Genomic DNA, 26,955 nt, shown 5'->3' with positions numbered 1-26,955 from the left:
CGGCGTACGGTCAGCCGACGGCGATCTCGAGCTTCGTCGTGATCTCGTCGAGGTCGAAGTAGTTGTCGATCACGACGATGTCGGCGTTCGTCGCCGGGATGTGCTGCACCAGCTCCGGCGAGGTGAGGATCACCTGGGCGTCGGATGCGGCCACTCCGACGCTGGCGACATCGGTGGCCGAGACGCGCGCCTCGACACCGAGTCTCTCGAGGGCACGCTCGGCATTGAGCTTGAGGATGGCCGACGTGCCGATGCCGGCTCCGCAGATGGCGACGATCTTCATGATGGATACCCCAGCAGTCTCCGCACGGTCTCGTCGTCGGCGGCCGCTGCCAGCGCGGGGATGACTGCGGCGTCGTTGAACACGTTCGCCAGTTCGGCCACGGCACCGACGTGTTCGTCCGTCGTGGTGACGGCGAGGCCGATGATGACGCTCACAGGGTCGTTGTGGGGGTGGCCGAAGCGCACCGGATCGGCGAGAGTGACGACGGCCAGTCCATCGGTCTTCACGTCACTGCCCGGCCTCGCGTGCGCGAGGGCGAACCCCGGCGCTATGACGACGTAGGCGCCGAACTCCTCTATGACCCCGATCATGCGCTCGGTGTAGGCATCGGTCGTCGCCCCGGAGTCCCGGAGAGCCGCCCCGCAGGCACGCACCGCGTCGTGCCAGTCGTTCGCGTCGACGCCGAGCCTGATGGCGCGGTCGGGCAGTGGGGGCAGCACGTGTGGCCTTCTGTCGTTCGGTGGAGCGGTGGAGCGGAACCGGCGCGTCAGGCCGCGTCGAAGCCTGCGCTGATCTGCTCGATGAGCTCGTCGCGATCCTCCAACGGGAGGAACGCCGCCGAGGCCGCGTTGAGCTGGAAGACCTCGAAGTCGTCGAGGTCGTAGGAGAACGCATCCGCCAGCAGTGCGAGTTCACGACTGATCGTGGTGCGGCTCATGAGTCGGTTGTCGGTGTTGACGGTCACCCGGAAGTCGAGCTGGTAGAGCAGGTCGAACGGGTGGTCGACGAGTTCGTCGCCCCACGCCGCGATGGCCCCCGTCTGCAGGTTCGACGACGGCGACAGCTCGAGGGCGATCTCGCGGTCGCGCACCCACTGGGCGACGGGACCGAGGGTCACGTAGGTGTTGTCGTCGTCCTCGCGCTCGATCGAGATGTCCTCGGCGAGACGAACGCCGTGACCGAGGCGCAGCGCGCGACCGTCGAAGATCGCGCCGCGGATGCTGTCGATGCCGTCGGCCTCGCCCGCGTGCACGGTGACGGGCAGGTACTCCTTGGCGAGGTAGTCGAACGCGCTCAGGTGGTTGCGCGCCGGGAAGCCCAGCTCGGCGCCGGCGATGTCGAAGCCGACGACGCCGCGATAGCGGTGACGCACGGCGAGTTCGGCGATCTCGAGGCCGCGGTTGGCGTGGCGCATGGCCGTGACCAGCTGTCCGATGCGGATGCCGTTGCCGGTGCCGGATGCGACATCGTCGATTCCGGCCTCGATGCCGGCCTGCACGGCCTCGACGGCCTGGTCGAGGGTGAGGCCCCGAGCGAGGTGCTGTTCGGGAGCCCACCGGATCTCGCCGTAGATGACACCGTCGGCCGCCAGGTCCTGCACGAACTCGCGCGCGACCCTCTCGAGGCCCTCCGTGGTCTGCATGACGGCCGTCGTGACGTCGAAGGTCTTGAGGTACTCGACGAGCGACCCGGAGTCGGCCTGGTCGGCGAACCAGCTCGCCAGGGCTGTGGCATCGGTCTCCGGGACGTCGAGGCCGATGGCGTCTGCCAGTTCGATGATGGTCTGCGGACGCAGGCCGCCGTCGAGGTGGTCGTGCAGGGAGACCTTGGGCAGCGAGTTGATGCTCGTGCCACCGCCAGGCAACAGGTAGTCCGTCGGAATCGTGTTCACGTCCTCAAATCTACCGGTGCGACCGGGCCGCCGTGGGCGCTGATTTGTTGCGCCTCCGTCTGAAGGAACTCGAACGGGACGATCCGCGCGGATGGAGGGTTCGGACGCTCCGATCCTTCAGACGGAGGCGGGATCTCCTTCACACGGCGGGAGTCGCGCGTCAGCGCCCGATGCGCTCGGCGATCAACGGTCCGCCGTCCTGCACGGGCTCGTCGGCGTCGCCGATGCGCCAGGCGCCGTCGACGGCCTCGAGGGCTCGCGCGAACCGCTCCGGCTCGTCCGCCGAGAGCGTGAAGAGCGGCTGTCCGGCCGTCACGGCGTCGCCGGGCTTGGCGTGCAGGTCGATGCCGGCCGCGTGCTGCACGGGGTCCTGTTTGCGGGCGCGCCCGGCGCCGAGACGCCAGGCGCCGATGCCGAACGGCAGGGCCTGCTGCTCCACGAGCACGCCGTCGCGGTCGGCGACGACGGTGTGGGTCTCGCGCGCGACGGGGAGGGCGGCATCCGGGTCCCCGCCCTGCGCACGGATCACGTCGCGCCACTTGTCCATGGCGCGACCGTCGTGCAGTGCCGCCTCGACGTCGACGTCGGTCTTCCCGACGAGCGCGAGCATCTCCCGGGCCAGCGCGACAGTGAGCTCGACGATGTCGGCTGGTCCACCGCCGGCGAGCACCTCGACGCTCTCGCGCACCTCGTTGGCGTTGCCGATGGCGAGGCCGAGTGGCACGTTCATGTTGGTCAGGAGAGCGGATGTCGCCACACCGGCGTCCTCGCCGAGCTCCACCATGGTGCGGGCGAGCTCGCGCGAACGCTCGATGTCCTTGAGGAAGGCGCCGGAGCCGAACTTCACGTCGAGCACCAGGGCGCCGGTGCCCTCGGCGATCTTCTTCGACATGATCGACGAGGCGATGAGCGGGATCGCCTCGACCGTGCCGGTGATGTCGCGCAGCGCGTAGAGCTTGCCGTCGGCCGGGGCCAGGCCGCTGCCCGCCGCCGAGATGACGCCGCCATGGTCGCGCAGCTGGGCGAACATCTCCTCGTTCGTCAGGTTGGCACGCCACCCGGGGATGGATTCGAGCTTGTCCAGCGTTCCGCCGGTGTGGCCGAGGCCGCGTCCTGAGAGCTGCGGAACGGCCACGCCGAACACCGCGACGAGAGGCATCAGCGGCAGGGTGATCTTGTCGCCGACGCCGCCGGTGGAGTGCTTGTCCGTGGTCGGCATCGGCAGGGCGTCGAAGCTCATCCGCTCGCCGCTCGCGATCATCGCCATGGTCATGTCGCGGATCTCGCTGCGGCTCATGCCGTTGAGGAAGATCGCCATGGTCATGGCCGACATCTGCTCGTCGGCGACGTAGCCGCGCGTGTAGGCGTCGATCAGCCAGTCGATCTGGGCTGTCGAGAGCGTGCCGTGGTCTCGCTTGGTGCGGATGAGGTCGACGACGTCGAAGGCTTCAACGGCCATGGGGTCCTACTTTCGTTTCACTGGAGGTCGTGCCGGACGACGGTGCCCGATGGGCGGCATCCGCGTGCCGGATGACGGTTCGGCAGCGTGGATCGGGTCGGTGCCGCGTCAGCCCCTGTACTCGGCGAGCTGACGCGGGCCGAACGCATCCGGGAGCACCTCGTCGATGGTGCGGATGCCCGAGACCGTCTCGAGCAGCATGCCCTCGGTGGAGTGCTCGTACAGCAGCTGACGACAGCGGCCGCACGGCATGAGGGTGTTGCCGCGGCCGTCGACGCAGGTGAAGGCCACGAGCCTGCCGCCGCCGGACATGAACAGTCCGGAGACGAGCGTGCACTCGGCGCAGAGGGTGACACCGTACGAGGCGTTCTCCACGTTGCAGCCCGACACGATGCGTCCGTCGTCGACGAGGGCCGCCGCACCGACGGGGAACTCCGAGTAGGGCACGTAGGCCCTGCCCATGGCCTCGACGGCCGCTGAGCGCAGGGCTGCCCAGTCGATCTCCGGCACGGATGCTGTTGGCTCGGTCATGATTTCACGTACGGCTTTCCTGATGCGGCCGGTGGTCTCACCTTGCCGACGAGACCGGCCACGGCGAAGATCGTGACGACGTACGGCAGCATGAGCATGAACTCGCTCGGCACCGGCGAACCGATGACGCTGAGGGTGTTCTGCAGGTTCGACGCGAAGCCGAACAGCAACGCGGCGAGCGTGGCCTTGATCGGATCCCACTGGCCGAAGATCACGGCGGCGAGGGCGATGTAGCCGGCTCCGGCCGTCATCTCCTTGTTGAAGGCGATGCCGGTTCCGATGGTGAAGAAGGTACCGCCGAGGCCGGCGATGGCACCGGCCAGCGCGACGTTCCAGAACCGGGTCTTGTTGACCTTGATGCCCACGGTGTCGGCGGCCTGCGGGTGCTCGCCGACGGCGCGGAGGCGGAGACCCCACTTGGTGTGGAACAGTCCGATGTACACGGCGGCCACGGCCACGTACATGATGTAGACGATGATCGTCTGCTTGAACAGCACGGGCCCGATGATCGGGATGTCGCCGAGCAGCGGGATGGGCAGTCGTTCGAACCGCGGCGGGGCGTTCAGGACCGCGGCGTTCGGCACCAGCACCTGCGAGTAGAAGAAGCTGGTCAGGCCCACGACGAGCACGTTGAGCACGACACCCACGATGACCTGGTCGACCATGTACTTGATCGCGAATGCGGCGAGCACCATGGCCACGAGCACGCCGGCGATCATCGCGGCGATGACGCCGAGCCAGAGCTGTCCGGTGACGGAGGCCACGACGGCCGCCGTGAACGCGCCAGCCAGCAACTGGCTCTCGATCGCGATGTTGACGACGCCGACCCGCTCGCCGATGACGCCGGCGAGTGAGCCGTAGATGAGCGGGACGGCCAGGCTGAGCGAACCGAACAGCAGGCCGATCATCGGCAGGGATGAGCCGGCGGCCGCCCAGGTGAGGAAGCCGAACATGAACAGCACCGCGAAGATCACGATGAGCCAGAGAGGCACCTTCTTCTGCGCGCGCACCATGGCGGCGCTCGCGATGGTGACGACGGCGAGGAGGACGGCGACGATCCAGACCGTGATGGCCGACGGAACGACGACCTCGGGCAGCTGGATGGCGTCAGCCGGGCTGGACAGCCTGAAGGTGGTGTCGCCGCTCCTCGCGCCGAAGATGGCCAGCGCGAACATGACCAGGGTGAAGACGAGGAATGCGACAGGCGCCTTCCAGCTCGTGATGACGGTCTTGGCGAGCACGACGACGGGAGCCGGCGTGGGTGCTGGTGCGGTGCTCTCGGTGGTGGTGCTCACTTCGCCGCCACCTCCTTCGTGACATTGGGCACTGACCGTCTCTGCCTCGAACCCGGCGACGGCAGGCGGAAGATGGCGCGTACCAGCGGGGGCGCCGCGATGAACAGCACGATGAGGGACTGCACGACCAGCACGATCTCGACCGGCACGCCCTCGGCGGCCTGCATCGAGAATCCGCCGGCCTTGAAAGCGCCGAACAGGATGCCGGCCGCGAAGATGCCCCACGGGGTGGAGCGGCCGAGCAGGGCGACGGTGATCGCGTCGAAGCCGATGCCGGCGTCGATGCCCGAGCTGAATCCCGTGGTGACGGTGCCGAGGACCTGCGCGACACCCGCGAGGCCGATGAGCGCACCCGAGATGAGCATGGCGTAGAAGTACATCGACTTCACGTTGATGCCGGCGACCCGTGCGGCGTTGGGGTTCTCGCCGACGGCGCGGAACTGGAAGCCGAGGTTGGACCGGCTGAGGATCCACCACACCAGGATGGTGGCGGCGATGGCCAGGATGAATCCGAAGTGCAGGTTGTACTGCGGCCCGAGGATCTTGATGAAGACGGCGGTGTCTGCCATCGCCGGGGTCTTCGGGTTGCTCGAGCCCGGTGCCTGCAGCAGGCCCGGGGTGCGCAGCATCCATGACACCAGGTAGTAGGCGATGTAGTTGAGCATGATCGTCACGATCACCTCGTGGGCTCCGGTGCGGGCCTTGAGGAGTCCGGCGATGCCGGCCCAGAGCGCTCCGCCGAGCATGCCCGCGAGAACGGCCACGATCATGTGGATGCCCCACGGCAGGTCCCAGCCGAAGCCGACCCAGCCTGCTGCGGATGCCGCGATGAGCATCTGGCCGCGGCCACCGATGTTGAACATGCCGACCCTGAACGCCAGGCCCACGCCGAGTCCGGCCGCGATGAGCGGGGTGGCGAAGGTGAGGGTCTCGGTGAGCGGCTTGATGCCGGCCTCGAAGCCGGGGCGGCGGAAGTTGTAGATCGACCCCTGGAAAAGCGCCGAGTACGCACCGGACACCGACTGCCAGACCGCGACGACGGTGTCGCCGGGACGGGCGAAGAAGTACACGGCGGTCTTCTGCACGTTCTCGTCGGTGAAAGCGATCATGATGGCGCCCACGAGCAGGGCGAGCAGCACGGCGAGCACCGAGATGATGGCGTTGCCCGTCGCGATCTCGCGAAGCGCGACAGTCCAGCGCGACGGGGGTTCGATGGCCTCGTTGGGTGTTGCCGGGCCGGCGACGGATGCCGGCGCCGGCGTCGACGTCCGACCGGGGGCTGCAGTCTCCTCGAGGGCGACGTCGGCCGTCGTGGCCGCGTCGTCGGCTGCGGCATCCGGAACCACGGGCTTCTTCGGATTCTCGTCGCTCATGCGGCGGCTCCTTCTACGGTGGGGGCCTCGCCGGCCATCATGAGGCCGAGGACCTCGCGGGGAGTGTCTCCGGGCACGATGCCGACGATGCGGCCTCGGTACATGACCATGATGCGGTCGGCGAGGGCCGCGACCTCGTCGAGCTCGGTCGACACGACGATCACGGGAACGCCGGAGTCGCGGGTCTCGACGATGCGCTTGTGGATGAACTCGATCGATCCGACGTCGACACCGCGGGTGGGTTGAGCGGCCACGAAGAGCGTGAGGTCGCGGCTCAACTCGCGTGCGAGAACGACCTTCTGCTGGTTGCCGCCCGAGAGGCGGCCGACCTTGGTCTCGATGCCGGGGGTGCGCACGTCGAACTCGGCGACCTTCTCCTTGGCGAACTCGGCGAGGAAGCCGAGCTGCAGGTTCGCGGCCCTGACGAAGGGCTTTCCCGTCGATCGGTCGAGCATGAGGTTCTCGGCGATGGAGAACTCGCCGACCAGTCCGTCCTCGTTGCGGTCTTCAGGCACGAAGCCGACTCCGGCGTCGAGGATCTTGCGCACGCTCGCTCCGGTGAGCTCCCGGCCGTCGAGGCTGATACGGCCGGACACGCGCGGCTGCAGACCGACGAGGGCCTCGGTGAGTTCGGTCTGCCCGTTGCCCTGGACTCCGGCGATGGCCAGGATCTCACCCCGGCGAACGGAGAAGCTCACGTCGTTCACGACGAGCTGGCCGATCGGATCCACGACGGTGAGGTTCTCGACGATGAGGGCCTCCTCGCCGAGCGTCGGGGCATCCTTGTGCACGGTGAGCTCGACCGAGCGGCCGACCATCAAGGAGGCGAGCTCCGCGTTCGTCGCCGTGGGCTGGGCCTCGCCGACGACCTTGCCGAGTCGCATCACGGTGATGCGGTCGGCGACCTCGCGCACCTCGCGGAGCTTGTGGGTGATGAAGACGATGGCGGTCCCGGCGTCGCGCAGCTGCCGCATGATCTGCATGAGCTCATCGGTCTCCTGCGGCGTGAGCACGGCCGTCGGCTCGTCGAACACGAGCACGCGGGCGTCCCGCGAGAGTGCCTTGATGATCTCGACGCGCTGCTGCACGCCGACGGGGAGCTCATCGACGAGCGCGTCGGGATCGACATCGAAGCCGAAGCGCTCGGAGATCTCCTTCACCCGGCCGCGTGCGGCCGGGAGGTCGAGCATGCCGCCGTTCTTGGTCTGCTCGTGCCCGAGCATGACGTTCTCGGCGACGGTGAAGACGGGGATGAGCATGAAGTGCTGGTGCACCATGCCGATGCCCGCCGCCATCGCGTCACCGGGACCCTCGAAGTGCTGGGCGGCGTCGTCGAGGAGGATCTCGCCTCCGTCGGCCTGGTACAGGCCGTAGAGCACGTTCATGAGGGTGGACTTGCCTGCACCGTTCTCACCGAGGAGACAGTGGATCTCCCCGGGTTCGACGGTGAGATCGATGTGGTCATTGGCGACCAGGGCACCGAATGTCTTCGTGATGCCGCGAAGTTCGAGCTTCATGCTCCCGATCCTAGTTATTCACGTGATTCCGCGCCCCTGCGTGCTCGAAGGTGGGTCGACCTTCGGGGCGGATGCTCAGATGTTGCAGATGATGCGCAGAAGCGCCGACATGCAGAAGGGGAGGCCGGCTCTCGCCGGCCTCCCCCGCTGTCTGTCAGAACTTAGCCTGCGAGGTAGGACTTGACGGGGATCGAGCCGTCGATGATGCCGGCCTTGATCTTGTCGAGCTCACCCTGCAGGGTCGGAGCGACCTTGTCCTCGAAGTCGTGGAACGGGGCGATGCCGACGCCCTCGTTCTCGAGCGTTCCGATGAACGGGGTCGGGTCGAAGTCGCCCTTACCGGCGGCGACGACGGCATCGTTGGTTCCGACGTCGATGCCCTTGAGGATCGAGGTCAGCATGAGGTCGGCCACGTCGGGCGCAGTGACGGTGAAGTCGGCGTCGACACCGATCATGGCGATGTCGCGACCGGCGTCCTTGATGGCCGCCGCTGCGCTCTGGTAGATCGGACCACCGACGGGCAGGATGACGTCGACGTTCTGGTCGATGAGGCCCTGTGCTGTCTGGCGAGCGGTGTCGTTCGCCTCGAAGCCACCGGTGAACAGGCCGTTCTCGCCGTCCCAGCCGAGGACCTTGACTGCGGTCCCCTTCTCGGTGTTGTGGTACTCGACGCCCTGCTTGAAGCCGTCCATGAAGATGGAGACCGTCGGGAAGTTCATTCCACCGAAGGTGCCGACAACGCCGGTCTTCGAGTAGTCGGCGGCCGCGTAGCCGGCGAGGAACGCCGCCTGCGCGGTGTCGAAGAGGATCGGCTTGATGTTGGGTGCGTCGGCCTTGCCGTCGAAGTCGGCGTCAGCCGCATCGTCGATGATCGCGTAGTCGATGTCGGGGTTGGCGGTGGCCGACTCGATGGTCGCTGCCGAGAGCGCGAAGCCGACGGTCACGATGATGTTGCAGCCCTGGTCGACGAGGTTCGTCAGGTTGGGAGCGAAGTCGGTCTCGGCGTCGGACTGGACCTTGATCGGCTCCACGCCGAGCTCCTTGGCGGCCGAGTCGAGGCCCTCGGCACCGAGCTGGTTGAACGACTTGTCGTCGAATCCACCGGAGTCGGAGACCATGCAGGGGACGAAGTCGGATGCTGCTGCCGCACCCGACGAAGCGCCGCCCTCTTCGGGCGCCGAGGCGCAGCCGGCCAGCAGGAGCGCTGCGCTGAGCGCGGCAAGTCCGCCGATGGCGGTCTTGCGGGTAGTGATCGTCAAGATGACCTCCAAGATTGCAGGCCCACAGGGATGGATGGGCCGGGATGTGCAATCACGTTACCGAATATTTCCTTGCTCAAAAGAGCAAAGTGGGTGCTCGCGCGAATGGTTATGAATCTGCGACCCGGCGCGCATCCGACGAAACGAACTCGCAACATTTCTGCGTGAGATCGGCTCTCGATCGCATCATTCCGGCGTGCTCGGCGAGGTCACGACGACCGAGCCGTCGATGATCTTCGCGCTCAGCGCGTCGAGCTCGTCCGACAACTCCTGCGGCACCGACGAGGCCAGGTCGTGGAACGGCGCGAGCCCGACCCCGCCGTTCTCGAGGGTGCCGATGAAGGGCGCGGGATCGAACGACCCGGCGGCGTCATCGGTGACGATCGTCGCCACGGCGTCCTCGGTGTTCTTCAGCACGCTGGTCAGCAGGACGGGGTGGTACTTCGCCGGAAGGGTGTCGTAGCCGTCGTTGTCGACCCAGATGACGGAGACGCCCGGGTTCTCGAGAGCCGCGGCCGCCGAGCCCTCCCCGACCTGTCCGGCCACGGGCAGGATCACGTCGGCGCCCTGGTCGATGAGGCTCTCGGTGAGGGTCTTGCCCTTGTTGATGTCCTCGAAGTCGCCGGTGAAGCTGCCGTCCTGCTTGGCCTTGTCCCAGCCGAGGGCGACGACGGACGTGCCGTGAGCCTCGTTGTAGGCGGCGACCCCGTCGACGAAGCCGTCCATGAAGAGGGTCACGGGCGGCTGGTTGCCGCCACCGAAGGTCGCCACGGTTCCCGTCTTCGAGACCCCGGCCGCCAGGTAGCCGGCGAGGTAGGACGCCTGGGCCGTGTCGAAGATGATGGGCTTGACGTTGGGGCCGTCGACGACCTCGTCGACGATGGAGAAGTGCACGTCGGGGTTCTCCGTCGCGGCCGACGCTGTGGCGTCGGCCAGCTCGTAGCCGACGGTCAGCACGAACTGGCACCCGGAGTCGACGGCCTGCTGAACGTTGGGGGCGAGATCGGTCTCGCCGGTCGAGACGAGGGCCTGCACGTCGATGCCGGCATCCTTCTCCGCCTTCTGAAGCCCGGCCCAGCTCGACTGGTTGAACGAACGGTCCTCGAGCCCCCCGGAGTTCGTGACCATGCGCGCGCAGTAGTCGCCTGCCGCGCTCGTCGAGGAGTCGCTCGAACTCGGCGGCGCCGAGCAGCCGGCCAGGGCCGCGATGGCCAGGACGGCGACGACGGATGCTGCCCGCATTCTGCTGCTCATGAGTGGAACCTCTCGGATGGGTGCTGGAGCGACGGGGGAACTGCTGTGGCGCGTCAGAGGACGTCGCCGCGGCCGGACAGTCGCAGCGCGTCGACGACGGACTTGACCTTCTGCGCGTTGGCGCTGGTGGTCACGAGGAGGGCGTCGGGGGTGTCGACCACCACGATGTCCTCCACGCCGATCAGGGCGATGGTGCGCCCGCCCTGGCTCACGACGATACCGCTGGAGGAATCAGCCAGAACGCGGGCGTCGGCGCCGAGGATGGCGAGGTCGCGCTTGCGCCCGCCGGAGTGGATCTTCGCGATGGAGGCGAAGTCGCCGACGTCGTCCCAGTCGAACTGGGCCGGCACCACGGCGAGCCTGCCGGCGGCGGCGGCCGGTTCGGCCACCGAGTAGTCGATGGCGATCTTCTCGAGGTTCGGCCAGATGCGGTCGACCGCCGGGCCGCGCGTGGCCGGGTCATCCCAGGCCGCCGCCAGCTCGACCAGGCCGGCGTGCAGTTCCGGCTTGTTTCGGGCGAGCTCCTCGAGCAGCCGATCGGCGCGGGCGATGAACATGCCGGCGTTCCACAGGTGCTTGCCGCCGGCGACGTAGCGCTCGGCGGTGGCGAGGTCGGGCTTCTCCACGAAGGAGTCCACGATGCTGGCCGACGGTGCCCCCGCGACCTTCAACGGACCGCCGGTGTGGATGTACCCGAATCCGATCGCCGGTTCCGTGGGACGGATGCCGATCGTCGCGATGTAGCCGGCATCGGCGAGGGCGACGGCCTCCTGGACGGCGTGCCGGAACAGCACCGTGCCCTTGATGACGTGATCGGCGGCGAAGGAGCCGATGATGACGTCGGGCTCGCGCAGCGCGAGGATCGCGGCGGCGAGGCCGATCGCGGCGGAGGAGTCGCGCGGCTCGCTCTCGAGGACGACGTTGTGGTCCGCGAGCTCGGGCAGCTGCCCCTCGACGGCGGCGCGGTGTGCCCTGCCCGTGACGACCATGATGCGGTCGGTGCCGGAGATCGGGGCGAGCCGGTCCCAGGTGTCGCGCAGCAGCGTCTGACCCGAGCCCGTGAGGTCGTGCAGGAACTTGGGAGCGTCGGCGCGCGACAACGGCCAGAGTCGGGATCCGATGCCGCCGGCCGGGATGACGCTGTAGAAGCGCTCGATCGCAGTCATGCCGCCAGACTAGCGGCCGCCCTGTTTCCGGCGCGGGTCGGTCACCGCCCCCGGCGCGTGAACAGTCTCTCGACGTCGAGATACTTAGGCTCCCCTTACGGGAACTGGGCGAGACGAAAGGAATACACTTGGCTCACGCTCGTCGAGCGGTTCCGGCCTGTGAATCTCCAGGCCGTCAGACACAGCCAGGGAGGGTTGTTCATGCCTCAGGACACGGCAGGAACCCTGACAGCAGACACCAAGCGAGCATCCCGTCCGGGAGGAACCCTGTACCGGGGCCGCGAGGGCATGTGGTCATGGGTTCTTCATCGCATCACCGGCGTCGCCATCTTCTTCTTCCTGCTGGTGCACGTCCTGGACACGGCTCTGATCCGCGTGAGCCCCGAGGCCTACAACGCCGTGATCAGCACCTACCAGACGCCCATCATGGGGCTCGGTGAAGTGGCGCTGGTCGGAGCGATCGTCTTCCACGCCTTCAACGGCATCCGCATCATCCTCATCGACTTCTGGTCGAAGGGCGTGCGCTACCAGAAGGCCATGTTCTACGTCGTGATCGGCCTGTGGGTCGTCACGATGCTGGGCTTCGCCCCCCGCCACCTGATGAACGTCTTCGGACACTAGGAGGGACTCGAAGTGACCGCAATCGACAACGCCCCGGCCATCGAGCCGCCCCGCTCCCCCTCCCGTCCCGCCCGCAACCGTGGCGTGAACTGGGAGAAGTGGGGCTGGATCTACATGCGCGTCTCCGGCGTGCTGCTCCTCGTGCTCATCTTCGGGCACCTGTTCGTCAACCTCCTGGTCGGCGACGGCGTCCACGCCATCGACTTCGGCTTCGTCGGCGGCAAGTACGCCTCTCCGTTCTGGCAGGTCTGGGACGTGCTGATGCTCTGGCTCGCGCTGATCCACGGCGGTAACGGCATGCGCACGATCGTCAACGACTACGCCACGCTGCCGTCGACGCGTCGCATCCTGAAGGGCGCCATCTTCGTCGCCGTCGCGGCGCTCATCCTCCTCGGAACCCTCGTCGTCTTCACCTTCGAGCCCTGCCCGGCCGGATCCCCCGCCGACCTGCTGCCCTCCTTCTGCCCGGTCGGATAACAAAGAGATATGAGTACGGCACCTGTGAATCCTGAATCCGAGTCCACCGTCGTCGACGGCGTGCACTACCACCAGTTCGACATCGTGATCGTGGGCGCCGGCGGTGCCGGCATGCGTGCGGCCATCGAGGCCGGCCCCGGCGCGAAGACCGCCGTGATCTCGAAGCTCTACCCGACGCGCTCCCACACCGGAGCGGCGCAGGGCGGCATGGCCGCCGCCCTCGCGAACGTCGAGGAGGACAGCTGGGAGTGGCACACCTTCGACACCATCAAGGGCGGCGACTACCTCGTCGACCAGGATGCTGCCGAGATCCTCGCGAAGGAGGCCATCGACGCCGTCATCGACCTCGAGAACATGGGCCTGCCGTTCAACCGCACCCCTGAGGGCAAGATCGACCAGCGTCGCTTCGGCGGCCACACCCGCGACCACGGCAAGGCGCCTGTTCGCCGGGCCTGCTACGCCGCAGACCGCACCGGCCACATGATCCTGCAGACGCTGTTCCAGAACTGCGTGCGCCTCGGCATCAACTTCTTCAACGAGTACTACGTGCTCGACCTGGTCATGACGAACGTGGACGGCGTCGACCAGCCCTCCGGCGTCGTCGCCATCGACCTCTCCTCGGGCGAGCTGCACGTCTTCCAGGCGAAGGCGATCATCTTCGCCACCGGCGGCTTCGGCAAGATCTACAAGACCACGTCCAACGCCCACACCCTCACGGGCGACGGCGTCGGCATCATCTGGCGCAAGGGCCTGCCCCTGGAGGACATGGAGTTCTTCCAGTTCCACCCGACCGGCCTCGCCGGACTCGGCATCCTGCTGACCGAAGGTGCTCGCGGTGAGGGTGCGATCCTCCGCAACGCGAGCGGCGAGCGCTTCATGGAACGCTACGCGCCCACCATCAAGGACCTCGCACCCCGCGACATCGTCGCCCGCTGCATGGTGCAGGAGGTGGCGGAGGGCCGCGGAGCCGGCCCCAACAAGGACTACGTCTACCTCGACTGCACCCACCTGGGCGCCGAGGTGCTCGAGACCAAGCTGCCCGACATCACGGAGTTCGCCCGCACCTACCTCGGCGTCGACCCCGTGACCGAGCCCGTGCCGGTCATGCCGACGGCGCACTACGCCATGGGCGGCATCCCCACCAACGTCTCCGCGGAGGTCCTGCGCGACAACGACACCGTCGTTCCGGGCCTGTATGCCGCCGGCGAGTGCGCCTGCGTCTCGGTGCACGGCTCGAACCGCCTCGGCACGAACTCGCTGCTCGACATCAACGTCTTCGGCAAGCGTGCCGGCAACAACGCCGTCGCCTACGTGCAGAACGTCGACTTCACCCCGTTGCCCGCCGACCCCGCCAAGGCGGTCCGCGGGCTGCTCGAGCACATCAAGGGCTCGACCGGCACCGAGCGCGTCGCCGTGCTCCGCAAGGAGCTGCAGGACCACATGGACCGGAACGCCCAGGTGTTCCGGACCGACGAGTCGCTCGCCGAGGTCACCGAGACCATCCACACGCTGCGCGAGCGGTACAAGAACGTTGCCGTGCAGGACAAGGGCAAGCGGTTCAACACCGATCTGCTCGAGGCCGTCGAGCTCGGCTTCCTGCTCGACCTCGCCGAGGTCGTGGTCTACTCGGCCCGCAACCGCAAGGAGAGCCGCGGCGGCCACATGCGCGACGACTTCCCGAAGCGCGACGACGAGAACTACATGAAGCACACCATGGCCTACTTGTCGGGCCAGGCGGACTCCGCCGACGCGGCAGACCACATCCGACTCGACTGGAAACCCGTCGTCATGACCCGCTACCAGCCCATGGAGAGGAAGTACTGACGGTGACCACCGCCACCATCGCCGCAGACCGCCCCGGCAACGCCGACCCCTCGGTCATCCCGTTCACCGTCACGTTCATCATCCGGCGGTTCGACCCCGACACCGACACCGAGCCGCGCTGGCAGGACTTCGACGTCGAGATGTACGCCACGGACCGTGTGCTCGACGCCCTGCACAAGATCAAGTGGGAGCAGGACGGCTCGCTGACCTTCCGTCGCTCCTGCGCGCACGGCATCTGCGGATCGGATGCCATGCGCATCAACGGCCGCAACCGTCTCGCCTGCAAGACGCTCATCAAGGACCTCGACATCTCGAAGCCCATCTACGTGGAGGCCATCAAGGGCCTTCCGCTGGAGAAGGACCTCATCGTCGACATGGATCCGTTCTTCGCGTCCTTCCGCGAGGTGCAGCCGTTCCTCATCCCCGGCTCGAAGCCCGAGCCCGGCAAGGAGCGCGTGCAGTCCGTCGCCGAGCGGGCTCGGTTCGACGACACCACGAAGTGCATCCTGTGCGCAGCGTGCACGTCGAGCTGCCCCGTGTTCTGGACCGACGGCCAGTACTTCGGTCCTGCCGCCATCGTCAACGCGCACCGCTTCATCTTCGACTCCCGCGACGACGCGTCGCAGGTGCGCCTCGACATCCTCAACGACAAGGAGGGCGTCTGGCGCTGCCGGACGACCTTCAACTGCACGGATGCCTGCCCTCGCGGCATCCAGGTGACCCAGGCCATCGCCGAGGTCAAGCAGGCGCTGATGCGCGGTCACGCCTAGTCACCGCAGGCGACGAACGAGAAGGGCCCGGGTCATCAGACCCGGGCCCTTCCGCTTTCCCGTGGGCCCTACCCCGCGGGATGTCTAACGACCGATCACGCCTCCTCGGTGCGACGACGACGCAGCCACAGCACGACCATCACGAGCGCGCCGAGCGTGATGGCACCCATGGCCGGCCAGACGACCCAGGCCTCGGTCATTCCGGTGCTCGCGAGTGCGGTCGGGGTGGTCGGCGGGCTCGCGTCGCAGTTCGGCGTGGCCGGCGGGTACGACGTGATGGCCGCTGTCGTCGGGTTCACCCTGATCTCGACCACGGCGGAGGCGCGCAGGTCGTAGAACGGCGCGGATGGGTCGAGGACCCACTGCCCGTTGGGCAGCTCGGTCCATCCCGGCCAGGCGATCGGGTTCCCGGCCGCATCGACCGCAGCCCCGGGCCACAGCTGGGAACCGGCGATGGTGTCGCCCGGCGTATAGCTCCCGGCCGTGGCGACGACATCGACCTGGCTGGCGCCGTCGGCGAGGATCGCATCGGCATCGTGCAGGCTCGGGTCGTGCGCCGCGTAGGCCTCCGGCGTCCACCAGATGAGGAGCACCTGCGGAGCGTCCGTGAGGTTCGTCGGCGTCACCGAGTAGCTGAACAGCGGGGTGTCACGGACGCAGACGGCCTGCCCGGTGAGCACGACCTGCTTGACGAGCACGTCGACCGTGTCGTCGTCGCAGAGCACCTCCCCGGCTGTGTCGCCGTCGTGCTGCCAGCAGACCTCGCCGGTGTTGCTGATCGTCGTGGCCGTCGTGGCCTCGCTGACGTGCACGTCGAGGGTGATCGGAGGCGCCGTCGGGAAGTTCACGCCCAGTAGTCCGACCAGGTCGCAGTGCAGCGTTCCGCCGTAGCCGTCGGAGTCGCTCCCCGTGACCTCGCAGTCATCCCAGTAGGGGATGTCAGGGCCAGGCGCCGTGGTGATGCCGTCCACGCGGAGGTCGGAGGGGATCTCGTCGAAGACCTCGACCGGCGATGCGGCCCCGAGTCCGGTCGACGTCACCTGCAGCGTGTACTGGAAGTCATCGCCGACGTCGACGCGTTCGACGCTCGCCGTCTTCTCGATCTGCACCTCGGGCAGGCGCTCGACGGCACAGGCGGGAAGGGCCTGCGGGTACACCGCGAGCACGGACTGGCTCGGGTTGATCTGGAAGGTGATCGTCGCCGGGTTCACCTGGTCGCGCCAGGCGTAGCTGGGCAGGCTCGGATCGAGCACGAGGTCCTCGAAGCGCAGCGGGGAGTCGAGATCCGCCGCCGTCACGGGCCTGTACCCGGGATAGCCGATCCCGATGCCGTTCTCGTCCACCGTGGCACCCGGCCACAGCAGGCGGCCGGTCTTGGCGTCGAACGGGATCGTACGCACGTCGGTCTGGCTCCCGTCTGCCGAGGTGAACGTGACGGTGATCGGGCCCTCCGGCACCGACGGGGTCACCGCGATGTCGTAGTAGAGCCACGGGACGTCATTGACGCAACGCACATAGACGTTCGGGTTGATGCGCTTGGTCGGGACATCGACGTCGTCGCAGTCGTTGCTCGCGTCGACGTCGTTCTCGGTGATGGCGACACACGCCTCATTCGGGATGTCGGACATGTCGACTGTCGGCGGCTCAGGAGCCGGATCGTCGGGCCCGACCGAGACCGAGGACAGCGGGTCGGCCGCCTTCATCTTCACGGGGACCGTGATCGTGGCTATGGCACCGGGCCCGAACGGGCCGGCACCGGTGAGGGTGATCTGGTTTCCGACGACGGTCGGTGCGAGCACTGCCGGCGTCACCGTGATGGCACCGTTCAGCTCGAGTTCGTCCTCCAGCGTGTCGGAGACGACCACGCCCGTGGCATCGTCAGGTCCGTTGTTCGTCACGACGAGGGTGTAGCTGAACTCCATGCCGCCCTCGACGGCTGTGGCGCCGTCCGGCAGCAGGTAGCTCTTCTCGATGCCGACGTCGACGAGGGGGATGTCGCTGCAGTCGTCGCGCACGATCACCTCGGACCCCGTGGTCAGGGTCGCCAGGTTGAGGAATCCGACCCCGGGCTGCTGCTCGGTCTCGCACCTCAGGTCATCGACCGAGACGGCTCCTGGGTCGACCGTCGCGTTCACGACGACCGTGTACACGTGGGTCGCCCCGGGCTGGAGGAGTTCGTCAGCGGCGATGGGGAACGGATCGGCGAACGGCGCGTCGTCGCTAGCCGTGATCGGCGCCGGGGCCGGAGCCACGCTGGTCACCGCGATCGAGTTGTAGGTCACACCCGAGGGGAAGGCCGGGGAGTCGCTCAGCGAGTACGACTCGATCGAGGTCGACGGGTTCGACACCGTCAACGTGTAGGTCACGTCCCAGTCGTCGTCGGCATCCTGGACCGCCGAGACGAACGTCTTCTCGAAGGTCGGGAGCGAGGGGGTGGAGCAGGCGTCGGCCTCCGTGGTCTCCCCGTCGACAGTCAGGAAGGAGCGGTTGAGGAATCCAGTGCCGTTCTCGCCCTCCTGCTGCTCGCAGTCCGCCGCCTCGGTTCCCGTCACCGCGGTGGCGACGGATGCCGTCACAGTGATGACGTAGGTCTGGGGGGATCCGAAGTCGATGGATGCGCCGGTGGCGAGGACGTCACCGCCGCTCGTCCCGTTCCAACCCGGTACGACAGCACCTCCGGGCCCTGTCGCTGAGGCGTCCTGCACGGTGATCCCGGTCCCGAAGGCCGGCAGGTCGGTCAGGCTGTACTGGCCCGTCGAGCCCTCGGTCTCGTTCGTGACGACCACCTTGTAGATGATGTCCCAGGTGCCATCGGGGTTCTGCGTCGTACTGACGACAGTCTTGTCGTGCGTGATCACCAGACGGGCATTCGTGACGACGCAGTCGATGCTGTCGCCGACAGCCAGCCCGGCGAGGGTGAAGTTCGGGGACTGCTCGACGTCGATCGGTGATCCGTTGTCGGTACAGGCGACACTGTCGAACACCCAGCCGTCCTGGGCCGTCTCGGCGACGGCGACGTCGGCGGTGTCGTCGGGCTCCGCGAAGGCGACGTCCCAGTGGTCGGCTCCACTCAACGGCGTCACCTGAGCGCCGGGCTGATTCAGGGCGCCATCACCGCTGAGCGTCGACGTGAAGGTCCAGCCGTCGCCGGGTTCCTCGACTGCTCCCGTCTTCTCGACCTTGTGCACCGTGATCGGCACCGTGCAACTGATGCTCCCGGCGAGCTCTGCCAGCTGATCGGAGACCTGACCCCAGTCATCGGTCTGGAAGTAGTCCGCACCGGCCACCGAGCCGCCCTCCCACTTGTGCGTCCCGGACACTGCACGCAGGTTGTGTCCCTCGACGCCGGAGATGCCCTGGCCGACTCCGAAGGCGAGCACCTGGGTGCCTCGATCCTTCAGAGCGTTCGCCGAGAAGATCGCGTTCTCGACATGCTGGAAGGTGGTGTCGCCCTGCACGGCCGGGTTCGTGCTCCAGACCGTCGGGTTGCCGTCGGTGATGACGATCGCGACGTCGAAGTCGTCTGTCGCCTTCGCCAACTGCCAGAATCCGCGGTCCCAGTTGGTGTACTGGGTCGAGGCTCCGGCGACGGCGTAGCTGTTGATCCGGCCGTAGAACGACGTCTGGTCGGTCAACGAGGCGTTGGAGAACTGGGCGTCCGTACCGCGGTTGCCGGCTGTGATGAGTTCGGGGGCCCAGTTGCGCCCAGTCGCGAGGTTGCTCGCCGGTGCCGTCGTGGCGAAGGTGAAGAGCCCGACCTCGGCCTGGTCATCGCTCTGAGCGAGGGCGCGGACGAAGTTCTTCGCCGCCGTGCGCACACCGTTGAGCCCCTGGTTGTTGTTCGAGGTCATCGACGTCGACAGGTCGAGCAGCATGGCCACCTTGAGTCCGGGCTGGCACGTCGGCTGGTACTGGTTGTTGTCCTGCGAGACGGGTATGCCTCCTCCGGTCTTCCACCGGCCGGCCGTGGCGCCTGTCCCGCTGATCGGAGCACCGATGACGGAGGTCGTGGGCATGGTGCTCAGGGCGGGCAGGATGTCGTAGGTCTGCCCGGCGCGCAGTTCGGCGCCGGTCCTCCACACGTAGGGCGTCGCGGCGAAACGGTTGGGGCCGGTTGTGATGTTGGCGCCGGTGACCAGGGTCGGATTGAGGTAGTAGCCGTCGGGCGCCGACCTCTGCACGATCCAGAAGCGCCTGTCGCGGTTGATGCCGCCGTCCTGCGTCGACGGGACCGTGAACGAACAGTCACCAGCGGCATCCGAGACGCACTCGGTCCAGTCGGGCGGATCACCGATGGCCGGTGAGACCTTCACTCCCGGCGAGTCCGTGGCGGCGCTGCTGGCGCTCCACAGCTCCAGCGTGACACCGGCCAGAGGCTGCGGCACCCCGTCGTCGCCGGCGCCGCCAGTTCTGAGGGAGCGCACCTTGACATTGATCACGGCACTCGGGCCGACGGCCGGAGGCACGAGCGCGGCGACGGCCTTCTTGGCGACCTTGGCTGGCTGCGTCGGCTCGGGCGCGACGGACTCGTCGGACGCGGCCGTGGGCTCGGGGGTCGGCGTGGGCTCAACGACCGCTGGCGTGTCCGACGGCGGAGCGCTCTGCGTCGGGGTGGCGGGGTCTGCGACATCGGGAGCGGGTTCCGGCGTCGGCGCCGGTTCCGCAGGGTCCGATGCAGCCGCGTCGGTCGGCTCCGGGGCCGGCGTCGCGATGTCGGTCGGAGATGCCGTCGGCGTCTCGCCGGCAGGAACCCCCTCGTCTGCGATGGCGACGGCGGGGACGCCGATCAGCATGATCGCGGCGGAGAGGAGCATCGCGACCGGGACGGCGAACGGACTGCGACGCCGGGAACCGGGTCTCTGCCCACCGTCATTCTGGGTTGTCGGGACGCCGGTGATTCGGGTGAACATGTCCAAGCCTTCGGGTACGGGTGCACGGGGTGCACCTGGCTTCCGCCACATCCCGTCGGGTACGGATGGCGGTGATCGAACTTCCACTCGTCAAGCTACACGAGTAATGCTCATCTTGTCCCGCATTCGAGGGCCATGTGGATGTGCATCGCGGGAGATCCAGCGTGCGGACGGTCACGATTCGATCACGGACCGACTTGAGGCGTGCTCGGCTGCGGCATCCGTCTGACGGAGTCGGCCTCCCCTACGCTGGCACCGTGAGCACGCGCGTGACGAGACCGGCGGAGGCGCCGGCGGATGACCCCCTCGACCCTCCGACTCGCGGCGAGCGCATGTCGGCCGAGGTGCGCGAACGCGTGGGGATCCTCAGCGAGCGCTTCGAGGAGCCCATCCAGACCGTCACCTCCATCACGCAGAAGACCATGGCGCTGTTCCCGGTGCGCGTCTGGCGCTGGTTCCTGTTCCGCAACGGCTTCCTGCTCTCATCGGGTATGAGCTATCAGGCGATCTTCGCCGTGTTCGCCGCCGTGTACGTCCTCTTCGCCGGCGCCGGGCTCTTCCTGAGCGGCAACGACGACACCCTGCTCGCCATCGTCAACCTCATCAACACCTACGTGCCCGGCCTCATCGGCCCCGACGGCGCCATCACGCCGGCCCAGCTGTCCGAAGCCGCCGACTCGTCGACGAGCCTGTTCGGCTGGACCGGCGCCGTCGCCCTCGCCGGCTTCGTCTGGACGGCCATCGGGTGGATCACGTACTCGCGCACGGCCGTGCGCAGCCTGTTCGGCCTGCCGAAGGACATGCGTTCGTACGTGTTGCTGAAGGCTCGCGACCTGATCGCGGCTCTGGCGTTCGGGGCGGTCCTGCTTCTCGGGGCCGTCCTCTCCGTCGCCAGCACGAGCGCCACGACCTGGCTCCTGTCGTTGTTCGGTTTCGGCGAGAACTCGTGGCTGGTGCAGGCGGCCATCGGCGGTGCCGGCTTCATCGTGGTGCTCGTGATCAACACCGGCGTGCTCATCTCCATGTTCCGTTTCCTCTCCGGGGCCAGCGTGAGGTGGCGAAGGCTCTGGGGCGGGTCGGTGCTCGGTGGAGTGGCGATGTACGTGCTGCAGATCGGCGCCGGCTTCCTGGTCGGCAGTGCGACGAGCAACCCGCTGCTCGCGACGTTCGCCGTCTTCATCGGACTGTTGCTGTGGTTCAGGCTGACCTCGATCGTGACGCTGGTCGCGGCATCCTGGATCTACGTCAGCGCGAGCGATCGCAACGAGTCGTTGCGGCGGGTCACCCCGGCCCAGCTCGAGGCCGAGCGACGCGAGAGCGAGCGGCAGGCCCGCATCCTGACGACCCAGGTGGAGTTGCGGCGCGCCCGCGATGAGGCCGCCCGGGTCGGCTGGATCCGTCGCGCCGGGGTCAAGCGGCGCATCGCCAGACTGCAGTCGGAGCTCGACGACCTGCAGCTCGCGTCATCGACTCCCGGCCCCGGTTCACGGGTGACGGATGCCGCTCGTCCCGGCCCGCTCTGACCCGTCGACGTCCGAGGCCTCCCATAGGATCGAAGGCATGGCAACGCCCCTCCGCATCGCATCCGTCAACGTCAACGGCATCCGTGCCGCCTACCGCAACGGCATGGGTGCATGGCTGGATGCCCGAGGCGTCGACATCCTCGCGATCCAGGAGGTCAGGGCCGAGACCGAACACGTGACCGAGCTGCTCGGCGACGAGTGGAGCGTGCTGCACGACGCGGCGACGGCCAAGGGGCGCGCCGGAGTGGCGCTCGCCAGCCGCGGTGCCGCCACCATCCACCGGGTCGAGCTCGGGGCGCCCGACTTCGACAGCGCCGGGCGCTGGCTCGAGGCCGACTTCGAGGTCGGCGGTCGCATCGTCACGGTCGTGAGCGCCTATGTGCACTCCGGCGAGGCCGACACCCCCAAGCAGGTCGAGAAGTACAAGTTCCTCGATGCCATGCAAGCCCGCCTGCCCGAACTCGCCGCGCACAACGAGCTGAGCGTCGTGATGGGCGACCTCAACGTCGGTCATCGCACGCTCGACATCAAGAACTGGAAGGGCAACGTCAAGCGCGCCGGCTTCCTGCCCGAGGAGCGCGCCTACTTCGACCGCTTCATCGGCGCCGAGGGCGATCCCGCCTACAACGCCGGAGCGGGTCTCGGCTGGGTCGACATCGGGCGCCGTGCTGCCGGCGAGGTCGACGGTCCGTACACCTGGTGGTCCGCCCGCGGCCAGGCCTTCGACAACGACACCGGCTGGCGCATCGACTACCAGCTGGCGACACCCGCTCTGGCGGCATCCGTCGTCGACTACACGGTCGACAGGGCGGCCAGCTACTCCGAGCGATGGTCCGACCACGCACCGGTCGTCGTCGACTACGCGATCTGATCGCCCCCTCTTACTCCCCTCTTCACAGCCGAAGGCCTCTCCTCACATGAATGACACCCGCCCCCTCCTCTTCTCCGGCATGCAGCCGTCGAGCGACTCGCTGCACCTGGGCAACTACATCGGCGCCCTGCTCAACTGGGTCTCGATGCAGCGCGACTTCGACGCCTACTACTGCGTCGTCGACCTGCACTCGATCACCGTGGCCCAAGATCCCAAGGAGCTGCGCGCGAACACGCGCCAGACCGCAGCCCAGTACATCGCAGCGGGCATCGACCCGTCGCTGTGCACCCTCTTCATCCAGTCGCAGGTGCCGGCACACGCCGAGCTCGCCTGGGTGCTCGGCAGCATCACCGGCTTCGGCGAGGCCGGCCGCATGACCCAGTTCAAGGACAAGTCGGCCAAGCAGGGTTCCGACGCCACCAGCGTCGGCCTGTTCACCTACCCCGTGCTGATGGCGGCCGACATCCTGTTGTACGGCACCGAGCAGGTGCCCGTGGGCGAGGACCAGCGCCAGCACCTCGAGCTGACCCGCACCCTCGCACAGCGCTTCAACAGCCGCTTCGGCGACACCTTCGTGGTGCCGGAGGCGCATATCCCGAAGGAGTCGGCCAAGATCTACGACCTCCAGAACCCGGAGGCCAAGATGAGCAAGTCGGCCGCCAGCCCGGCCGGCCTCGTCAACATCATGGACGACCCGAAGGTCACGGCCAAGAAGATCAAGAGCGCCGTGACGGATGCCGAGCGGGAGGTCCGCTTCGACCAGGCCAACAAGGCGGGCATCTCCAACCTGCTCTCCATCTACTCCTCCCTCACCGGCCGCTCCATCGCGACGCTCGAGCAGGAGTACGACGGTCGCGGCTACGGCGACCTGAAGAAGGACCTCGCCGAGGTCGTCGTCGACACCCTCGCGCCGGTGCGCACCCGCACCCTCGAGCTGCTCGAGGACCCGGCCGAACTCGATCGACTGCTCGCCGTCGGCGCCGACAAGGCCTCAGCGACGGCCGAGAAGACCCTCGCGACCGTCTACGACCGCATCGGCTTCATCAGGCGCCGCTGATGCAACCCGTCGTGCTCCGCACCGAACGGCTGGTTCTCGACCAGCCGACGGAGGCCGACGCCGCGCGCATCGCCGACTACTGCGGCGATCCCCTGTTCGAACGGTTCCTCACGACCCCCTGGCCGTACGGACTCCAGCATGCCGAGACCTTCGTCGGCACCCTTGTGCCCCTCGGCTGGTCGAGCGACACCGAGGCGACCTGGGCCGTGCGCACCTATGAGGGCGGCCCGCTGGTCGGCGTGATCAGCTACCGCACCGCGCGCAGCGACGTCGGCTTCTGGCTCGGCGCCGACGCACGCGGCCAGGGCTACATGCGCGAAGCCCTGGGCGCCGTCGTGCAGTGGGCCCTCTTCAGCGGCGATGTCCCGCCGACGGATGCCGTCACCTGGGAGGCCGTCGCCGGCAACCGCTCATCGGCCGCGGTCGCCCGTGCCGTCGGATTCGCCTTCACGGGCACAGCGCCGTCGTCGCACCCGGGACGCGACGGCTCCCCCGTGCCCGCCTGGCACGGCGTGCTGCTGCGATCGCACGACGCCAGTCAGGCCGAGGCCAGCTGGCCCGAGGAGACCCTGTTGTGAGCGGCATCCCGGCCGCCGTCCTGTTCGACCTCGATGACACCCTGTTCGCCCATCGCAGTGCGGTTGCGCGGGCGATCGAGGTGCAGATGGACGCCGTCGGCTACTCCTCGCCCGACCGGGCGGGTGACGTCGCCTTCTGGCATGCGCTCGAGGAGCGGCACTATCACTCCTATCTCGCCGGAACCCTCGACTTCCAGGGCCAGCGGCGGGCACGTGCGCGCGACTTCGCCGCGGCGCACGGGGTCGTGCTCGCCGAGGCCGCGGCCGGCGCCTGGTTCGACGACTACTTCGAGCACTATCGTGCCGCCTGGATGCTGCATGACGACGCCCTCGAGACCCTTGCGGCGTTGCGAGCGGCACGGCCCGGCATCAGGATCGGCGTGATCACCAACGGCGACCCGGTGTTCCAGCAGTCGAAGCTCGACACCGTCGGGCTGACGGGACTGGTCGACGGCATCGTGGCCTCGGGTTCCCTCGGGGTCACCAAGCCCGATCCGCGGATCTTCGAGTACGCCTGCACCCGGCTCGGCGTGCCCACCGCCGACGCAGCGTACGTCGGCGACAGGCTGCGCACCGACGCGATCGGTGCCGCAGCAGCCGGCATGACCGGCGTGTGGCTGAATCGCACGGGAGTCAGTCCCGACCCGACGGATGCGGCCGAGGCACGCGAGCTCGGCGTGCTCGAGATCACCGGGCTCGGACAGCTGGTGGGGGCGCTCGGAGCCTGATCCCCGCCGGTCGAGCGGCGAAGAATGAGCGGATGCGCCTCAGGCGTGCGCGACCCGGCGCTGTTCGATCGCCACACCGTGCACGTCGTGCAACTCGGTGCGCGCGTGCTCGATCTCGCCCGCGCGACGGGGCGCACTCCAGTCCAGGGCGTCGCCCACGATCTCGGCGAGCTCCTCCAGGACGTCGGCGTCCACGGCACCGGTGAAGGCGAGGCTGGTGCGCCGCTTCAGCACGTCGCTGAGATGCACGACCTGCTCGTCGCGCGCCAGGGCCGTGATCTCCCCCGCGCTGTACGTCGGCGCCGATCGCAGCGCCACGTCGGTCCCGCTCTCGGCGAGTTCGGTGATGAGCGACTCGGCGTGAGTTCCGTAGCGCTCGAGCAGTTCTGCCGCCCTGGCCCGCCCGACGAGCTCGCCGTGAGTTGCGAGCCAGACCGTGCGGGCGGCATCCGTCGTCGGATAGCCTCGGCCACCACCGATGGCGAGGCCCTCGGTGCTCGCCGTCCTGCTGCGTCCGAGCTTGGCGAGCACCTCGTCGCTCAAGTGCTCGGCGAGAGCACGGAAGGTCGTCCACTTGCCGCCGACCAGGCTGAGGAGGGGCACGGCACCGCCGCTGCCCGGAACAGTGGACTCCTCGATGCGGTAGTCCCTGGAGACGAAGCCGGGCTGGGTCTCGTCGTGCCGAGGCAACGGGCGAACGCCGGCGAAGCGGTAGACGATGTGCGAGCGGTTCACGGCGATGCCGGGGAACACGTGGGAGATCAGGTCGAAGAAGTAGTCGATCTCATCCTCCGTGGTGCGGATGGGCTTGCGCATGTCGTGCTCGAGATCCGTCGTGCCGACCAGCACGCGACCCTTCAGCGGGTAGATCAGCACGATGCGACCGTCCTCGTGCTCGAAGAAGATCTCCCGGCCGTCGGTCGCCGCGAGCAGCTCGGGGTGGTCGAGCACGATGTGCGAGCCCTTGGTGCCGCCCATGAACCGGGTCGCCCCGCCGAGAGCCTCGTTGGTGAGGTCGGTCCAGGGTCCCGATGCGTTCACGACGACGGATGCGGTGAACGCGAACTCCTCGCCCGTGACGGTGTCGCGCAGCCTGACGCCGTCACCATCGGCGCCGGCGGCCTCGACGTAGTTCACGGCGCGCGCGTTCGGTCCGGCGGCGAGGCCGTCGTGCAGGACATCGAGCGCCAGGCGCTCCGGATCGTGCATCGAGGCGTCGTAGTAGGTCGCCGTGTACTTGATGCCGGGGTTCAGCTCGGGGAGCTCGGCGAGCGAGCGCTTGCGCCCGTGGAACTCGTGCCGGGGAACGCTGCCGCCGTCGCGGGAGAAGGAGTCGTAGGCGGTGAGTCCCACCTTGATGAGGGCGGCACCGCGCTCGGTCGGCTTGCCCGCCTTGTGCGTGAGGAAGCGCAGAGGGGCCGACAGGATGCCGCTGAACGTGGAGAAGATCGGCACGGTCGTCTTCAGCGGACGCACATAGTGCGGAGCGATTCTGACGAGGGCGTTGCGCTCCTCGACGGACTCGCGCACGAGGCGGAACTCGCCGTTCTCCAGGTAGCGGATGCCGCCATGGATCATGTGCGACGACGCCGCGGAGGCCCCGGAGACGAAGTCGTCGCGATCGATGATCACGACGTCCACGCCCTGCAGGGCGAGGTCACGGAAGGTGGCGATGCCGTTGATGCCGGCCCCGATGACCAGCACGTCGGCGTGAGGTCGGGCGCGCAGCGCCTCGACGGCCGGGCGGAGCGCGGCGGCTCCGGAGGAGGAGGTGGAAGTCGTCGACGACGTCGCCATGGTGCATCCCTTTGTTCGCTGGTCGGCACGCTGTCGAACCGACACCTCCA

The 26,955-nt window shown here is 68.1% G+C and carries 22 protein-coding genes; 9 read left to right on the top strand and 13 right to left on the bottom strand.

Features of this window, described 5'->3' with window-relative positions:
- Window positions 1-10: 10 nt before the first annotated feature.
- From ASF30_RS05815 to ASF30_RS05765, 11 genes are all read right to left on the bottom strand, one after another.
- Window positions 11-283 (bottom strand): PTS sugar transporter subunit IIB, encoded by a 273-nt coding sequence (locus ASF30_RS05815; RefSeq protein WP_055902880.1) that lies wholly within the window; start codon window positions 281-283, stop codon window positions 11-13.
- On the bottom strand, window positions 280-723 hold the full coding sequence (locus tag ASF30_RS05810) for a PTS sugar transporter subunit IIA (RefSeq protein ID WP_055902877.1): 444 nt from the start codon (window positions 721-723) through the stop codon (window positions 280-282). Before ASF30_RS05810 ends, ASF30_RS05815 begins: the two co-directional genes overlap by 4 nt.
- Window positions 724-770: 47 nt before the next feature.
- Complete coding sequence (locus ASF30_RS05805; RefSeq protein ID WP_055904673.1) at window positions 771-1,886, bottom strand: adenosine deaminase; 1,116 nt, start codon at window positions 1,884-1,886, stop codon at window positions 771-773.
- A gap of 169 nt (window positions 1,887-2,055) precedes the next feature.
- On the bottom strand, window positions 2,056-3,354 hold the full coding sequence (locus ASF30_RS05800; protein WP_055902874.1) for a thymidine phosphorylase: 1,299 nt from the start codon (window positions 3,352-3,354) through the stop codon (window positions 2,056-2,058).
- Between the two features lie 108 nt (window positions 3,355-3,462).
- On the bottom strand, window positions 3,463-3,885 hold the full coding sequence (locus tag ASF30_RS05795) for a cytidine deaminase (protein WP_055902871.1): 423 nt from the start codon (window positions 3,883-3,885) through the stop codon (window positions 3,463-3,465).
- Window positions 3,882-5,180: an ABC transporter permease gene (locus tag ASF30_RS05790; protein ID WP_055902868.1), complete on the bottom strand. Its 1,299-nt coding sequence runs from the start codon at window positions 5,178-5,180 to the stop codon at window positions 3,882-3,884. Before ASF30_RS05790 ends, ASF30_RS05795 begins: the two co-directional genes overlap by 4 nt.
- Window positions 5,177-6,553 carry an ABC transporter permease gene (locus ASF30_RS05785; RefSeq protein WP_082467503.1) on the bottom strand — a complete coding sequence of 459 codons (1,377 nt, stop codon included), beginning with the start codon at window positions 6,551-6,553 and terminating at the stop codon, window positions 5,177-5,179. The genes ASF30_RS05790 and ASF30_RS05785 overlap by 4 nt, the downstream gene beginning before the upstream one ends.
- Window positions 6,550-8,070 carry an ABC transporter ATP-binding protein gene (locus tag ASF30_RS05780; RefSeq protein WP_055902865.1) on the bottom strand — a complete coding sequence of 507 codons (1,521 nt, stop codon included), beginning with the start codon at window positions 8,068-8,070 and terminating at the stop codon, window positions 6,550-6,552. Before ASF30_RS05780 ends, ASF30_RS05785 begins: the two co-directional genes overlap by 4 nt.
- A 161-nt stretch (window positions 8,071-8,231) precedes the next feature.
- Window positions 8,232-9,329: a BMP family lipoprotein gene (locus ASF30_RS05775; protein WP_055902863.1), complete on the bottom strand. Its 1,098-nt coding sequence runs from the start codon at window positions 9,327-9,329 to the stop codon at window positions 8,232-8,234.
- 186 nt (window positions 9,330-9,515) lie between these two features.
- Window positions 9,516-10,583: a BMP family lipoprotein gene (locus ASF30_RS05770; protein WP_055902860.1), complete on the bottom strand. Its 1,068-nt coding sequence runs from the start codon at window positions 10,581-10,583 to the stop codon at window positions 9,516-9,518.
- 53 nt (window positions 10,584-10,636) lie between these two features.
- On the bottom strand, window positions 10,637-11,749 hold the full coding sequence (locus ASF30_RS05765; RefSeq protein ID WP_055902855.1) for a mannose-1-phosphate guanylyltransferase: 1,113 nt from the start codon (window positions 11,747-11,749) through the stop codon (window positions 10,637-10,639).
- Window positions 11,750-11,950: 201 nt separating this feature from the next.
- On the opposite strand from ASF30_RS05765, the gene sdhC reads away from it, so the two are divergent.
- The 4 genes from sdhC to ASF30_RS05745 are packed head-to-tail and all read left to right on the top strand — an operon-like array spanning window position 11,951 to window position 15,441.
- Window positions 11,951-12,370 (top strand): succinate dehydrogenase, cytochrome b556 subunit, encoded by a 420-nt coding sequence (gene sdhC, locus ASF30_RS05760; protein ID WP_082467501.1) that lies wholly within the window; start codon window positions 11,951-11,953, stop codon window positions 12,368-12,370.
- Window positions 12,371-12,382: 12 nt separating this feature from the next.
- On the top strand, window positions 12,383-12,847 hold the full coding sequence (locus ASF30_RS05755) for a succinate dehydrogenase hydrophobic membrane anchor subunit (protein WP_055902848.1): 465 nt from the start codon (window positions 12,383-12,385) through the stop codon (window positions 12,845-12,847).
- Window positions 12,848-12,856: 9 nt separating this feature from the next.
- Window positions 12,857-14,671 carry a succinate dehydrogenase flavoprotein subunit gene (gene sdhA / locus ASF30_RS05750; RefSeq protein WP_055902846.1) on the top strand — a complete coding sequence of 605 codons (1,815 nt, stop codon included), beginning with the start codon at window positions 12,857-12,859 and terminating at the stop codon, window positions 14,669-14,671.
- Window positions 14,672-14,673: 2 nt separating this feature from the next.
- Window positions 14,674-15,441 (top strand): succinate dehydrogenase iron-sulfur subunit, encoded by a 768-nt coding sequence (locus tag ASF30_RS05745; protein ID WP_055902843.1) that lies wholly within the window; start codon window positions 14,674-14,676, stop codon window positions 15,439-15,441.
- A gap of 95 nt (window positions 15,442-15,536) precedes the next feature.
- On the opposite strand, the gene ASF30_RS05740 is transcribed toward ASF30_RS05745, so the two are convergent.
- Window positions 15,537-20,351, bottom strand: coding sequence for a prealbumin-like fold domain-containing protein (locus ASF30_RS05740; protein WP_055902840.1), 4,815 nt, complete (start codon window positions 20,349-20,351; stop codon window positions 15,537-15,539).
- Window positions 20,352-20,608: 257 nt separating this feature from the next.
- Here ASF30_RS05740 and ASF30_RS05735 point away from each other — a divergent pair, with 257 nt between their 5' ends.
- From ASF30_RS05735 to ASF30_RS05715, 5 genes are read left to right on the top strand one after another with little or no spacing between them, the layout of a single operon-like run.
- Window positions 20,609-21,874, top strand: a complete 1,266-nt coding sequence (locus tag ASF30_RS05735; protein WP_235480282.1) for a YihY/virulence factor BrkB family protein — start codon at window positions 20,609-20,611, stop codon at window positions 21,872-21,874.
- A gap of 37 nt (window positions 21,875-21,911) precedes the next feature.
- The gene (locus ASF30_RS05730) at window positions 21,912-22,745 is read left to right on the top strand and encodes an exodeoxyribonuclease III (protein WP_055902837.1); all 834 of its coding nucleotides are present in this window, start codon (window positions 21,912-21,914) and stop codon (window positions 22,743-22,745) included.
- 46 nt (window positions 22,746-22,791) lie between these two features.
- A complete protein-coding gene (trpS, locus tag ASF30_RS05725) occupies window positions 22,792-23,802 on the top strand; it encodes a tryptophan--tRNA ligase (protein ID WP_055902836.1) in 1,011 nt (336 codons plus the stop codon).
- Entirely contained in the window at window positions 23,802-24,380 is a 579-nt protein-coding gene (locus tag ASF30_RS05720) for a GNAT family N-acetyltransferase (RefSeq protein WP_055902832.1), read from the top strand. Before trpS ends, ASF30_RS05720 begins: the two co-directional genes overlap by 1 nt.
- Window positions 24,377-25,108, top strand: a complete 732-nt coding sequence (locus ASF30_RS05715) for an HAD family hydrolase (protein ID WP_055902828.1) — start codon at window positions 24,377-24,379, stop codon at window positions 25,106-25,108. Before ASF30_RS05720 ends, ASF30_RS05715 begins: the two co-directional genes overlap by 4 nt.
- 39 nt (window positions 25,109-25,147) lie before the next feature.
- Here the strand turns inward: ASF30_RS05715 and ASF30_RS05710 are convergent, their stop codons facing one another.
- Complete coding sequence (locus ASF30_RS05710) at window positions 25,148-26,905, bottom strand: glycerol-3-phosphate dehydrogenase/oxidase (protein ID WP_055902827.1); 1,758 nt, start codon at window positions 26,903-26,905, stop codon at window positions 25,148-25,150.
- Window positions 26,906-26,955: the final 50 nt, after the last annotated feature.

The organism is Leifsonia sp. Leaf264 (genome assembly GCF_001422325.1).
GTDB lineage: Bacteria > Actinomycetota > Actinomycetes > Actinomycetales > Microbacteriaceae > Orlajensenia.
The sequence above is the reverse complement of the archived record's forward strand: the minus strand, read 5'-3'. Positions and strand labels throughout refer to the sequence as shown.